Origin of the sequence: Caballeronia sp. LZ001, assembly GCF_031450875.1 — a bacterium.
GTDB lineage: Bacteria > Pseudomonadota > Gammaproteobacteria > Burkholderiales > Burkholderiaceae > Caballeronia.
On record NZ_JARTVX010000005.1, the window covers coordinates 192,227 to 204,896 of the forward strand.

Consider the following 12,670-nt stretch of genomic DNA (forward strand, 5'->3'; position numbering starts at 1 on the left):
TTGCGTCCGCTACGCGGTGGTCGCCCGCATCGCGCGATATTCCCGCCGCACGATTTCCATCAGCTCCGCCACCGACGTATTCGCGCTGCGCTGCTCATACGTCACGCGTCCGCGTTGCATCAGGATGATGCGATCGGCGATATCGAGCGTCTGCGCGTAGTTGTGCATGATCATGATGATCGACAGGCCGCCTTTCTCCTTCAGACGCAAGACGAGATCGATGATGAGCGCAGCCTCGCGTGCGCCCATGGCGGCGAGCGGTTCGTCGAGCAACAGAATCTTCGCGTTCGAATTGACGGCGCGCGCCACCGCGATAGCCTGACGTTGGCCGCCCGAAAGACGCTCCACGGGCAGATCGACGGAAGGCACATGCACGCCGATATCGTCGAGACATTGCGCGGCGCGCTCGCGCATCTGCTTGTGATCGAGCAGACGAAACGGGCCCGGCTTCACGATCTCGCGATTCAGGAACATGTTGTGATAGATGCTCAGCGAATTCGCGAGCGCGAGATCCTGATACACACATTCGATACCGAGCGAACGCGCATGATCGACCGAGCGCAGCAAGGTTTCTTCACCGTGTATCTCGAGCTTGCCATCGGTCTGCTGATGGTAGCCCGTGAGTATCTTGACGAGCGTGGACTTGCCCGCGCCGTTGTCGCCCAGCACGCCAAGAATTTCGCCGGAGCCGAGCGAGAACGACACGCCATCGAGCGCCGTCACCGCGCCGAAGCGCTTGACGAGGTTGTCGCCACGCAGCGCATAGCTCGCCGGGGCGGTTTGCAAAACATCGCTCATACCCGGCCTCCCTTGCGGCGAACGCGGCCGATATGGATGTTGAAGATCATCGCGGCGAGAATGGCGGCGCCCAGAATGATGTTGAACGTGAACGCGTTTATGCCGATGAGCGTAAAGCCATCGTTCAGAATGCCCAGCACGGCCGCGCCGATGAGCCCGCCCACGATGGTGCCCGAGCCGCCGGTCAATGGCGTGCCGCCGATCACGGCCGCCGCGACGGCCAGAAACATGATCTGGTTGCCGCCTGCTTGCGGGTCGATGGACGTAATGCGGTAGCCCTCGAGAATGCCCGTGAAGCCCGCGAGCACTGCGGCGAGAACGAAGTTTCCGAGCCGCAAGCGGTTCACCTGAATTCCGGCCTCGCTCGCGCCAATGGCGTTCGCGCCGGCCGCCTGCGTATGCAGTCCCCATCGCGTATGACGTAACAGCACGTGCATGACGAAGCCTATCGCCACCGTCCAGATGATCTCGCTATAGCCCCATCCGCCCATCACGGCAGCGAAGCCCGGTTCGCCCGGCGTGGCCACCGGCGTGCCGCGTGAAAGCGTCAAGGTGATTCCGTTGATGAGAAACAGCGTGCCGAGCGTGGTGACGAATGAAGGCAGGCGCAGCCATACCGTCACCGCGCCATTCACGAAGCCGATGATCGCCGCCGCGACGAGTCCCGCGATCACCGCGAGCCACATGGGCGCGCCCGCGTCGTTGGCGAACACCATCATGAACGGCGCGAAGGCGAACACCATGCCCGCCGACAGATCGATGTCGCCGCCGATCATCAGCATCACTTCGCCGAACGCGATGATCGCCACCGGCGCGATGAACTGCGAGAGGTTGACGAGACTCGCGTTGCTCAAAAGGAAGTCGTGATTGATGACCTGAAAGTACGCGCACAACAGCACGGCCACGAGCAGGATGCGCAACTCCGCCGCCCAGTTCGACAACAAGGCCCCGCGCGGCCGTGGAACGCGCGCGGGAGCTTGTGTCTTCTGCGGTTCGTTGACCGCGTTCATCATGATTTGATCGCGCCGTTCATCGGCACGATCTGCGGCTTGGTCGACTTGCCTTCATAGCGCGTCGACGTGTTGAGATACGGCTCGACCGTGCCCTTGGTGACGAACTTCAGGCCCGTGTTGATGTTGGCAGGCCCGACGAGTCCACCGGAAGCCAGGAACGTGAACGCTTCCACGACCGTATAAAAGCCCTGCACATAAGGCTGCTGGTCGATGGTGAAATCGAGGAAGCCTTCGTGAATCAACTGGACGGTCTGGGGCAACAGATCGAAGCCGCCGCCATGCACGCCCTTCGACGGCAGGTTGGACTCCTTCATCACTTGCGCCACGCCTTGCGTGCTGCCTGCATCGACCGCGAACATGCCTTTCAGATCCTGATGGCCGAGATAGAACGCCTTGATCTTCGAAAGCTCTTCGTTGACCGTGGCGCCCGTGGCGACCGTCTGAACGTCGATTTTCTTGCCGGACTTCTTGATCGCGTCGCTCGCGCCATCGAGGCGCGGCTGGATGTTCAACTGTCCCGGCGTCGCGATGAAAAGCGCCACCAGGCCGCTGTCGACGAGACTCGCAATACGCTCGCCCATCTGATAGCCAGAGAGATACAAGTCCTGCCCGATGTACGCGAGGCGCGGGCTCGTCTTGCCGCGCGGCGCATCGGCGTTATAGGCGAACACGGCGATGCCCGCATCGAGCGCGGCCTGGATGGGCTTGTCGAAGGCGGTCGGATCGACGATAGGAACGGCGATGGCATCCGCCTTGGCCGCGATGGCGGAATTCACCGCGCGCACCATTTCGCCCGCATCCGAAGTGGCGGAGCCCGTCCACTGATAATCCATGCCGAGCAGCGAACAGGCGTCCTGAATGCCGTATTGCGTTGGCACGAAGAAAGGATTCGTGGTCACGTGATTGACGAACACGATCTTCCATTTCTTGTGCTGCGGAAATGCGGTTTCCGCGGCCTGCGCCGACGAGATCAATCCGCCCGCGCCGCCGGCCGCGCCGAGAAGCGACAGCGCTGCTCCCAGACCCGCACCCTGCATGAGGCCGCGACGGCCGTTGTTGATCGTGCTCTTGTTGTCTTCCGCGTCTTTTGAATCATGCGCCATGTCTTCCTCCTAGCCCTTTCTCGTTGGTCGATGGGTCGACTGATCGTCGATCATGTTCAGATAGTGAGTGGTGCGGGTTTGCGTCAAATGATGGGATGCTCGTGCAGCTCCGACGTTGTTCTATTTCTTCGATTCATCGCGCTCTCAGGTTCGGCGTGGTGAAGCTCGAAGCACTCGGTTTGCTTCGCTGCAGCATTGCCTCTCGCCGAATTAGCCAAACTATATGCAGCGTTCACGCACGTTTCGATTAGCGTTTTCCCGGTAAGATGAAGCGCAATAGTCATGCTATTTCAGCATCTCTCAAAGAGTGGGTAAAAGACATGGATGAGCCAAAACGTAAGCTTCGATCGGCCGCCTGGTTCGGCACCGCGGACAAGAACGGCTTCATGTATCGAAGCTGGATGAAGAACCAGGGCATTCCGGATCACGAGTTCGAAGGCAAGCCGATCATCGGCATATGTAATACGTGGTCCGAACTAACGCCGTGCAATGCGCACTTCCGGAAGCTCGCCGAGCACGTGAAGCGCGGCGTATTCGAGGCGGGCGGTTTTCCCGTCGAGTTTCCGGTGTTTTCGAATGGCGAATCGAACCTGCGTCCCACGGCCATGTTCACACGCAATCTCGCGAGCATGGATGTCGAGGAAGCCATTCGCGGCAATCCGGTCGATGCGGTCGTGCTGCTCGTCGGTTGCGACAAGACCACGCCCGCGCTTCTGATGGGCGCGGCGAGTTGCGACGTGCCGGCCATCGTCGTGTCGGGCGGGCCGATGTTGAACGGCAAGCATCACGGGCGCGACATCGGCTCGGGCACGGTCGTGTGGCAACTGAGCGAGCAAGTGAAGGCGGGCAAGATATCGATTCACGAATTCATGTCGGCGGAAGCGGGCATGTCGCGTTCGGCGGGCACCTGCAACACCATGGGCACCGCATCGACCATGGCGTGCATGGCCGAAGCGCTCGGCGTGACCTTGCCGCACAACGCCGCGATTCCTGCCGTCGATGCACGCCGCTATGTGCTCGCGCATTTGTCCGGCATGCGTATCGTCACCATGGCGCTCGAAGACTTGCGACTGTCGAAGCTCCTCACGCGTGAAGCATTCGAGAACGCCATCCGCGCGAACGCGGCCATTGGCGGTTCGACCAATGCGGCCATTCACTTGAAGGCGATTGCGGGACGCATTGGCGTCGATCTACAACTCGACGACTGGACGCGCGTCGGACGCGGCACGCCCACGCTCGTCGACCTTCAGCCATCGGGCCGCTTTCTGATGGAGGAGTTTTATTACGCGGGCGGCTTGCCTGCGGTGCTGCGGCGCCTTGGCGAAGCGAATTTGCTGCCGCATCCAAACGCGCTCACCGCGAATGGCCACACGATCTGGGAGAACTGCAAGGAAGCGCCGCTCTATAACGACGAAGTCATCCGGCCGCTCGACAAACCGCTCGTGGTAGACGGCGGCCTGTGCGTGCTGCGCGGCAATCTCGCGCCGAATGGCGCGGTGCTGAAGCCGTCGGCGGCGACGGCGTCGTTACTCAAGCATCGCGGGCGCGCGGTCGTGTTCGAAAACTTCGACGACTACAAGCAGAGAATTGCCGATCCCGAACTCGAGGTCACGAAAGACTCCGTGCTCGTGATGAAGAACTGTGGACCGAAGGGTTATCCGGGCATGGCTGAAGTCGGCAACATGGGTTTGCCGCCCAAGATTCTCGCGCAAGGCGTGACCGACATGGTGCGCGTATCCGATGCTCGCATGAGCGGCACCGCTTATGGCACCGTCGTGCTGCACGTTGCGCCGGAAGCGCGCGCGGGCGGTCCGCTGGCTATCGTGCGCAACGGGGACTGGATCGAGCTCGATGCCATGCAGGGCGTGCTGCGTATCGATATCGACGAAGCGGAGATCAACACTCGGCTCGCAGCATGGAAGGCGGCGAAGACCGAGACGCCCGCGGACCAGAGCGGTTATCGCAAGCTCTATGTCGATCATGTGCTGCAAGCCGACGAAGGCTGTGACTTCGACTTTCTCGTGGGCTGCCGGGGCGCGGAGGTGCCGCGTCACTCGCACTAGACACGAAGCGCACCGAACTATTTTGATTTCTCGTTGACAACGCGAATTTCGGCGCACTAGTATCGACTCCATTCCTTACGGCCCGACAACGATGTCCGCCTGAGGACCCGGCGTAGAAGCCCCCTGACGAACCGTGCGTTCGTCAGGGGGCTTTTTTTTGTCTGTTTTCCTGGAGAACCTCAATGTTGCCAAAGCCGTCTGGCTGGATGCGTCTGGCCCTGCTTGCAGGACTTAGTCTCTCGTCGCTTGCTGCCAGCGCGGCGGACCCCGTGAAAATCGGCTTGCTCGAAGATGCTTCGGGCAACTTCGCGCTTGCGACCATCCCGAAGATCCACGCGACGCAACTCGCCGTCGATGAAATCAACGCAAAGGGCGGCATTCTCGGGCGCCCCATCACGTTGATCGAGTATGACACGCAGTCCGACAATACGAAGTTCCAGGAGCTTGCCCGGCGGCTCGTTCAGACCGACAAACCCGACGTGATTTTCGGCGCGTTCTCCAGCGCGTCGCGCGAGGCCATTCGTCCGATCATGGACCGCGCCAAGCAACTTTATTTCTACGATAACCAGTACGAAGGCGGCGTCTGCGACAGCACCACATTCGTCACGGGCGCCGTGCCCGAACAGCAGTTCTCGACCTTGCTGCCGTGGATGATGCAGAAGTTCGGCAAGAAGGTGTACACCATCGCGGCCGACTATAACTTCGGCCAGATCTCGGCGGAATGGGTGCGCAATATCGTCAAGGAAAATGGCGGCACGATGGTCGGCGAGGAATTCATTCCGCTTTCTGTTTCGCAGTTCGGCCAGACCATTCAGAACATTCAGAAGGCCAAGCCCGACTTCGTCGTGACCTTGCTGGTGGGCGCCAATCAGGCTTCTTATTACGAGCAGCAAGCGTCCGCGCATCTGAACTTGCCGATGGCGAGTTCGGTCAACGTGGGCCAGGCCTATGAGCACAAGCGCTTCAAACCGCCCGCGCTCAAGGACATGTACGTGACGGCGAATTATGTCGAGGAAGTCGATACCCCCGCGAGCAACGACTTCAAGAAGCGCTTCCACGCCAAGTTCCCGAACGAGCCGTATATCAACCAGGAAGCGGCCAACGCTTACGACGCCATCTATCTGTACAAGGCGGCGGCTGAAAAGGCCAAGACCACTGATCAGGCGGCGGTGCAAAAGGCGCTGGAAAGCGGCATCTGCACGGAAGGCGCGCAGGGCAAGGTGTGTATCGATCCGAAGAGCCACCACGTGAGCCACACGATCTACCTCGTGCATGTGAAGGACGATCACTCGGTCGATATTCCGAAAGTATGGGACGACGTGCAGCCTTACTGGCTCGGCAAAGTCGGCTGCGATCTGCCGAACAAGCCGGACCATCGTCAGTACACGCCGACGAATCTGCCGAAGAAGTCGTAAGTTGAGGAAACGGCGCGCCGCTCGTCACGAGCGAAACGCGCCAGCAACCTGGGTGACGCATTCATGGCCACGGTGTCCGTACTTTATTCGCTCGTTTATCAATTCGGCGACAGCTTCGCTTATCTCGTGCTCGCAGCGCTCGGTCTTGCCGTGATCTTCGGCATGATGGGCGTGATCAACCTTGCGCATGGCGAATTCATCATGTGCGGCGCGTATGTGACGATCATCGCGGCGAAGCGCGGCGTGCCCTTACCGCTCGCGATGCTGCTCGGCGCGATCGCCGCTGCGATAGCGGGCGTCGTCATAGAACGTCTGGTGATACGTCATCTCTACGACCGTCTCTTCGATTCGGTGGTCGCGACGTGGGCCGTCAGCCTTATCGTGCAACAGACCATGCTGCTGGTCGCCGGGCCGTCGATAGAAGGCATCGGCACGCCATTCGGATCGTTCTATGTCGGCGAATACTCGTTCTCGGTGTATCGCGCCGTCCTGCCGGTGATCGCGCTCGTGATTCTGTTCGCGTTGTACCTCCTGTTCTTCAAGACCAACTATGGCGTCTGCGCACGGGCCACCATACAGAACGCGAACATCGCGCAATGTCTCGGCTTGCGCACGGACCGGCTCTACACGCTGACCTTCGCGCTCGGCGCGGGGCTCGCGGGGCTGACTGGCGCGCTCTATGCACCGACCATGACCGCCGTGCCCACGATGGGCAGCAACTTCATCGTGCAAGCGTTCGTCTCGGTGGTGGTCGGCGGCGCCAACGTCATTGCGGGCACCACGCCTGCCGCTGCCGTGCTCGCGGTGATACAGACGGCGCTCACTGCATCGTATGGTCAGTTGTTCGGGCAGATCGGCTTGCTGGTGACGGTGATCGTCGTCATTCGGCTGATGCCGCAAGGCCTCGGCAATCTGTTCACCCGCTTGCGTTAGGAGCCTCGTGTGAACAAATCAATCGCATTGAAGTGTCTGCCGTGGCTCGTCGCATTTTGCTTGCCGATGGTGATCGACGCCACCGCAAGCGGTAATCTCGCCTACTGTCTCGTGTGGGCTTTCAGCGCGGTCGGACTTGCGGCGATGTGGGGCCACGGCGGCATTCTCTCGTTCGGACAGACCGCGTTCTTCGGGCTTTCGGGCTATACGTATGGCGTTTTTACGCTCAACTTCGGCGACTACTGGTATCAGTCGTGGCTCGGCGTGATCGTCGGCTTGCTGGTGAGCGTCGTGGTGGCCGCGTTGATCGGCTACATGATCTTCTACGGGCGCATCAAGGGTGTGTTCATCGGCATCGTGACCTTGTCGGTCACGCTCGTGCTCGAAACGTTCATGGCGCAGACGGCGGGGCCGCAATGGACCATCGGACAGGCGCCGCTCAACGGCTACAACGGCATGGGCGGCATGCCGCAGCTCACCATTCCGTGGCCCGGCGGCACGCTCACGCTGGAGAACGCGAGCTTCTATTACCTCGTGCTGGTATTGCTGCTGATCGTGTATGCGATCGCTAAACGCCTGCTCGACGGCACCTTCGGACTCACGCTCGTCGCGATCCGCGAGAACCCGCAGCGCGCGGAAATGCTGGGCGTGGATATCCGCCGGCATCAGTGGATGATCTTCGTATTCGGCTCCACGCTCGGCGGCCTGTCCGGTGCGCTCTATACGATCTGGGGGTCCTATATCACGCCATCGACGATGGGACTCACCGCAGCCGCGATGCCCGTCATCTGGGTGGCAACCGCGGGCAGGCAGAGCATCGGCGGCGCGATCATCGGCACTGCATTCCTCGTGTGGCTCTCGCAGAACCTCGCGGTGTACGGCAGCCAGTACGCGCTCATTCTGATGGGTGCGATCCTGCTGATCGTCGTGCTCGCGGCGCCCGAGGGCTTGCTGCCATCGTCGGCGAAGTTGCTGCGACGACTCTTCGAACGCGACCGGACGCATTCGCATGGCGCAATCAATGCCCACAAGGAGAGCAAATCTTGACGGCCTTACTCGAAACGCGCGCGCTCAAGAAGCACTTCGGCGGCGCGCATGTGATCAACGGTATCGACTTTCAGATCGACGCGGGCGAGATACGTTGCGTGATCGGTCCCAATGGCGCGGGCAAGAGCACGTTCTTCAAGCTCATTACCGGTGAACATAAACCATCGGACGGCAGCGTGTATTTTCTCGGCCGCGACATGAACCATGTGTTGCCGCATGAGCGCATACGCATGGGCATGAGCATCAAGTTTCAGATACCCGGCGTGTTCCCGGACCTCACCGTGCGCCAGCATCTGCAACTGTCGCTGCATCGCGCGAAAGATGACAGGCCCGAGAGCATCGACGAACTCTTGCAGCGCTTCTTGCTCGCGCAGGAAGAGCATGTACCGGCGCGCAATCTTTCGCACGGCAAGAAGCAATGGCTTGAAATAGCGATGGCCGTATCGCTGCGCCCGAAGCTACTCTTTCTCGATGAACCCGTGGCCGGCATGTCGGTGGAAGAGACGCACGCGACGGGCGAACTCATCAAGCAACTACGCGACGATGGTCTCACGATGATGGTCGTCGAACACGACATGACCTTCGTGAAGCAGATCGCAACGCGCGTGAGCGTGCTGCACGGCGGACGCCTTCTCGCCGATGGTCCGCTCGATGAAATCCTCGCGCGCGACGATGTTGCCGAGGTTTATCTGGGGAAGAAGCAATGAGCGCCTTCTTCGAGGTATCGGGCGTGGAAGGCGGCTATGGCGGCGGACGCGTGTTGAATAGCGTGTCCTTCGGCATAGAACGCGGCGAAGTGCTCGCAATGATCGGCCGCAACGGCGTGGGCAAGACCACGTTGATGCGCGCGTTGATCGGACTCGTGCCGTTGAGCGCGGGAAGCATTGCGCTCGATGGCGTCGAGCTCGGGCATGCGAAGCCTTACGTGCGAGCGCAGCAAGGCATCGGTTATGTGCCGCAAGGGCGCGAGATATTCGGCATGTTGACCGTGGCCGAGAATCTGCAGGTCGGTGCACAGGCCAATCGCGCGCAGGCTGCCGAGATGAAGGCGAAAGTCGTCGAGTACTTTCCGATTCTCAAGGCGCGTTACCGGCAAAAGGCGGGCACCATGAGCGGCGGCGAACAACAGCAACTGGCGATTGCGCGCGCGTTGATCAGCGCGCCCAAGGTGTTGTTGCTCGATGAGCCGTCCGAGGGCATTCAACCGTCGATCGTCACGCTCATCGGCGACACCATTCAACGGATTGCGCGGGAGGCGCGTATCGGCGTATTGCTGGTCGAGCAGGACATGGGCATGGTAGAGCGCATTGCGTCGCGCTGCTGCGTGATGGACAAGGGCCGCATAGTCGATACCCTGAGCCCGGCGCAACTCGGAGACGAACAACTGATTCGCCAGTATCTGGCACTGTGAAGGAGCATCGGACATGAAATGGCTTGAAGATTCGATCATGATGAAACGTGGCGTCGGCGCGAGCCGCGAGCCGGTTGAGCACCATCTCACGGAAGAGTTGCAGCAGACGTTCCACTACACCATCGGTCCTTATTCGCAACCGGTGCTGCATGTGAAACCGGGCGACCGTATCGTGGTTGAAACGCGCGATGCCTTCGAAGGCAAGATCAAGGAAGAGACCGACAAGCCATCCGAACTGCTGACTGTGCCGTTTCTCAATCCGCAGAACGGACCCGTCATGATAGAAGGCGCGGAGAAGGGCGACGTGGTGGCCGTGTACATCGAAAAGATGTCGCCGCGCGGTGACGACCCGCACGGCTTCTGCTGCATGATCCCCAACTTCGGCGGCCTCACGGGCACGGACTACACGGCGCTTCTCAACGAGCCGCTGCCCGAGATCGTGCGCAAGATCAAGATCGACGAAGAGAACGTCTATTGGAGCAAGCGCAATACGTTGCCGTACAAGCCGCATATCGGCACCTTGAGTCTTTCGCCGGAGATCGACTCCATCAACTCGCTCACGCCGGATTCGCACGGCGGCAACATGGATGTGCCCGACATGGGGCCAGGCAGCATCACCTACTTGCCGGTGCGCTCGCCAGGCGGACGGCTTTTTATCGGCGATGCACACGCCTGCCAGGGCGATGGCGAAGTGTGCGGCACGGCGGTGGAGTATCAAAGCACGACGACGGTGCGCGTCGATCTCATTAAGGGCTGGAAGATCGATTGGCCGCGACTCGAAAACGAAGACGCGCTGATGAGTATCGGTAGTGCGCGTCCGTTGGAAGACGCCACACGCATTGCGTACCGTGAGCTCGTGTTGTGGATGGCCGCCGAATATGGTTTCGACAAGTGGGATGCATATATGATGCTGAGTCAGGTAGGCAAGGTTCGGCTCGGCAACTTCGTCGATCCGAAATACACGGTGGGCGCCATGGTCGCGAAGCGCTACCTGAAATAACACTCAAATAAAGGCGTGCGACGCTCGAGTTCACGCGTTGCGCGTCCGTACATTTCCGGTGAGCGTGTCACGCTATGGCTTTGTCCGATCCCATCAAAGTGGGCCTGCTTTCTTCCACGAGCGGCGCGACTGCACTGCTCGAACGTTCGCAATGGCGCGGGGCCGCGCTTGCAATGGCCGAGATCAACGCGTGCGGTGGCATTGGCGGGCGCGAACTCGTGGCGGTTCATTACGATCCCGCGTCCGACCCGGCGGCATTCAGAGAGCGGGCGGAACGGCTCATCATGAAAGACGGCGTGAACGTGATCTTCGGCGGTTATACGTCCACGAGCCGCAAGGCCATGTTGCCGGTGGTCGAGAAGCACAATCGTCTGCTCATTTATTCGCAGCAGTATGAAGGCTTCGAGTATTCGGACAACATCATTTATAGCGGGGCATCGCCGAATCAAAATGGCGTGCAGTTGGCCGACTTCATGACGGAGACGTTCGGTGCGCGTGTGTATATGGTCGGCTCGCGCTATGTCTATCCGTATGAGTGCAACCGCACGATGCAGGAGTTGCTGTTGCAGCATCCGGAAGGCGCGATTCTCGGTGAACGTTATCTTCCGCTCGATGTATCGCGCGAGCCGTTCGCCGAAGTCATCGCGGACATCAAACGCAAATCGCCCGACTGGATTTTTTGCACGCTGATCGGCGCCACGGTGCCGTATCTCTACGAAGCCTATGCGCGCGCCGGCCTCGATCCCGCGGTGATGCCCATTGCCAGCCTCAACACGTCCGAGACCGAGATTCATGCAATGGAACGAGGAATCGCACAAGGACACTACACGGCCGCGCCTTATTTTCAAAGCATCGATACGCCGGAGAATCACGCCGCCGTGCGTCATCATCAGACGCGCTTTGGCGCCGATACACCCACCGACATGAACTGGGAGGCTGCGTACTATCAAATGCACATGTTCGCCGAAGCCTGCGCGCGCGCGGGCTCGGACGAGATCGGCACGATCATGCCGCATCTGCTCGGCGCGGAGTATGCGGCACCGCAGGGACGCGTGCGTATCGACCCGGTGAATCATCATATGGCGTTGTATCCGCGTATTGGCCGCGCGAATGAAGACGGTCACTTCAGCGTGTTGCGCGAGTCGAAGATCGCGGTCGCGCCCGATCCTTATATGACGCATCAGACGCTTGGCGATTGGGTGACCAAGCTGAGCTTGCGGGACTACTGACGTGAGCACGCGAGGCGACAGAGGACAGCGCAGTTTGACTGGCTCCATTCTGGAGCGCAGTCCGCGCGTGATCGTCGTGCATCCGGACGATGACGACGGCCTCACGTTGACGAGCCATTTGCGACGCATTGGCTTCGAGGTCGAACGCGTATGGCCGCCCACGGATGTGCTGCCCGATCACGTGGATCTCGTGTTTCGCGCGTTGCGACCCGACGAACGCGCGCCGCAGGACGAATGGCTCGGTCCCGACGCGCCGCCGCTCATCTGCGTCATCGGCTACGAGAACCCGACGTTTATCGATCAGGCCATCAAGATGGGATCGGACGGCATCATCACCACGCCCATACGCGCGTCAGGCTTGTTGTCGGCCATCGTCATGGCGCTCTATCACGCACGACGCGCGCGTCAACATACGCAGCGTATTGCGAAGCTCGAACAGAAGCTGCTCGACAGTCGGCATTTAAGCGAGGCGAAGAGCATCCTCATGCTCATGCATCAGATCAGCGAGAGTCAGGCTTACGACATGCTCAGGGCGCAGGCGATGGAAAAGCGCGTGACTATCGACGATATCTGTCACTCGGTCATTCAAGCGGGCGAAGTGCTGCAGCTCAAACGCTGCGCCGCGCCCGGAGAGGAAAGTTAGGCACAGGAGCCACGG

General features: G+C 60.5%; 12 protein-coding genes. 9 read left to right on the forward strand and 3 right to left on the reverse strand.

What is annotated here, in order from left to right; genetic code table 11:
- Nucleotides 1–9: 9 nt before the first annotated feature.
- The 3 genes from P9292_RS37385 to P9292_RS37395 are packed head-to-tail and all read right to left on the reverse strand — an operon-like array spanning nt 10 to nt 2,914.
- On the reverse strand, nt 10–798 hold the full coding sequence (locus P9292_RS37385) for an ATP-binding cassette domain-containing protein (RefSeq protein ID WP_244831069.1): 789 nt from the start codon (nt 796–798) through the stop codon (nt 10–12).
- Nucleotides 795–1,808 carry an ABC transporter permease gene (locus tag P9292_RS37390; RefSeq protein ID WP_244831930.1) on the reverse strand — a complete coding sequence of 338 codons (1,014 nt, stop codon included), beginning with the start codon at nt 1,806–1,808 and terminating at the stop codon, nt 795–797. Before P9292_RS37390 ends, P9292_RS37385 begins: the two co-directional genes overlap by 4 nt.
- Nucleotides 1,808–2,914, reverse strand: a complete 1,107-nt coding sequence (locus P9292_RS37395) for a sugar ABC transporter substrate-binding protein (RefSeq protein WP_244831070.1) — start codon at nt 2,912–2,914, stop codon at nt 1,808–1,810. Before P9292_RS37395 ends, P9292_RS37390 begins: the two co-directional genes overlap by 1 nt.
- A gap of 320 nt (nt 2,915–3,234) precedes the next feature.
- Here P9292_RS37395 and P9292_RS37400 point away from each other — a divergent pair, with 320 nt between their 5' ends.
- The 9 genes from P9292_RS37400 (at nt 3,235) to P9292_RS37440 (ending at nt 12,655) form a co-directional block, all read left to right on the forward strand.
- Nucleotides 3,235–4,977, forward strand: coding sequence for an IlvD/Edd family dehydratase (locus P9292_RS37400; RefSeq protein WP_309964555.1), 1,743 nt, complete (start codon nt 3,235–3,237; stop codon nt 4,975–4,977).
- Nucleotides 4,978–5,159: 182 nt separating this feature from the next.
- The gene (locus P9292_RS37405; RefSeq protein ID WP_309964557.1) at nt 5,160–6,392 is read left to right on the forward strand and encodes an urea ABC transporter substrate-binding protein; all 1,233 of its coding nucleotides are present in this window, start codon (nt 5,160–5,162) and stop codon (nt 6,390–6,392) included.
- Between the two features lie 63 nt (nt 6,393–6,455).
- The gene (locus tag P9292_RS37410) at nt 6,456–7,325 is read left to right on the forward strand and encodes an ABC transporter permease subunit (RefSeq protein WP_309964559.1); all 870 of its coding nucleotides are present in this window, start codon (nt 6,456–6,458) and stop codon (nt 7,323–7,325) included.
- A 66-nt stretch (nt 7,326–7,391) separates the two neighbouring features.
- Complete coding sequence (locus P9292_RS37415) at nt 7,392–8,372, forward strand: branched-chain amino acid ABC transporter permease (RefSeq protein ID WP_309965394.1); 981 nt, start codon at nt 7,392–7,394, stop codon at nt 8,370–8,372.
- The gene (locus P9292_RS37420) at nt 8,369–9,079 is read left to right on the forward strand and encodes an ABC transporter ATP-binding protein (RefSeq protein ID WP_250493837.1); all 711 of its coding nucleotides are present in this window, start codon (nt 8,369–8,371) and stop codon (nt 9,077–9,079) included. Before P9292_RS37415 ends, P9292_RS37420 begins: the two co-directional genes overlap by 4 nt.
- Entirely contained in the window at nt 9,076–9,783 is a 708-nt protein-coding gene (locus P9292_RS37425) for an ABC transporter ATP-binding protein (protein ID WP_244831075.1), read from the forward strand. The genes P9292_RS37420 and P9292_RS37425 overlap by 4 nt, the downstream gene beginning before the upstream one ends.
- Before the next feature lie 13 nt (nt 9,784–9,796).
- Nucleotides 9,797–10,783, forward strand: coding sequence for an acetamidase/formamidase family protein (locus P9292_RS37430; protein ID WP_309964562.1), 987 nt, complete (start codon nt 9,797–9,799; stop codon nt 10,781–10,783).
- Between the two features lie 74 nt (nt 10,784–10,857).
- On the forward strand, nt 10,858–12,012 hold the full coding sequence (locus P9292_RS37435; RefSeq protein ID WP_250527119.1) for a transporter substrate-binding domain-containing protein: 1,155 nt from the start codon (nt 10,858–10,860) through the stop codon (nt 12,010–12,012).
- A 1-nt stretch (nt 12,013) separates the two neighbouring features.
- Nucleotides 12,014–12,655 carry an ANTAR domain-containing response regulator gene (locus P9292_RS37440; RefSeq protein WP_244831078.1) on the forward strand — a complete coding sequence of 214 codons (642 nt, stop codon included), beginning with the start codon at nt 12,014–12,016 and terminating at the stop codon, nt 12,653–12,655.
- Nucleotides 12,656–12,670: the final 15 nt, after the last annotated feature.

What these genes read in the sequence shown, in the direction of transcription:
- P9292_RS37385 (WP_244831069.1), bottom strand. Translation starts at nt 798, where the DNA reads ATGAGCGATGTTTTGCAAACCGCCCCGGCGAGCTATGCGCTGCGTGGC.
- P9292_RS37390 (WP_244831930.1), bottom strand. Translation starts at nt 1,808, where the DNA reads ATGAACGCGGTCAACGAACCGCAGAAGACACAAGCTCCCGCGCGCGTT.
- P9292_RS37395 (WP_244831070.1), bottom strand. Translation starts at nt 2,914, where the DNA reads ATGGCGCATGATTCAAAAGACGCGGAAGACAACAAGAGCACGATCAAC.
- P9292_RS37400 (WP_309964555.1), top strand. Translation starts at nt 3,235, where the DNA reads ATGGATGAGCCAAAACGTAAGCTTCGATCGGCCGCCTGGTTCGGCACC.
- P9292_RS37405 (WP_309964557.1), top strand. Translation starts at nt 5,160, where the DNA reads ATGTTGCCAAAGCCGTCTGGCTGGATGCGTCTGGCCCTGCTTGCAGGA.
- P9292_RS37410 (WP_309964559.1), top strand. Translation starts at nt 6,456, where the DNA reads ATGGCCACGGTGTCCGTACTTTATTCGCTCGTTTATCAATTCGGCGAC.
- P9292_RS37415 (WP_309965394.1), top strand. Translation starts at nt 7,392, where the DNA reads ATGGTGATCGACGCCACCGCAAGCGGTAATCTCGCCTACTGTCTCGTG.
- P9292_RS37425 (WP_244831075.1), top strand. Translation starts at nt 9,076, where the DNA reads ATGAGCGCCTTCTTCGAGGTATCGGGCGTGGAAGGCGGCTATGGCGGC.
- P9292_RS37430 (WP_309964562.1), top strand. Translation starts at nt 9,797, where the DNA reads ATGAAATGGCTTGAAGATTCGATCATGATGAAACGTGGCGTCGGCGCG.
- P9292_RS37435 (WP_250527119.1), top strand. Translation starts at nt 10,858, where the DNA reads ATGGCTTTGTCCGATCCCATCAAAGTGGGCCTGCTTTCTTCCACGAGC.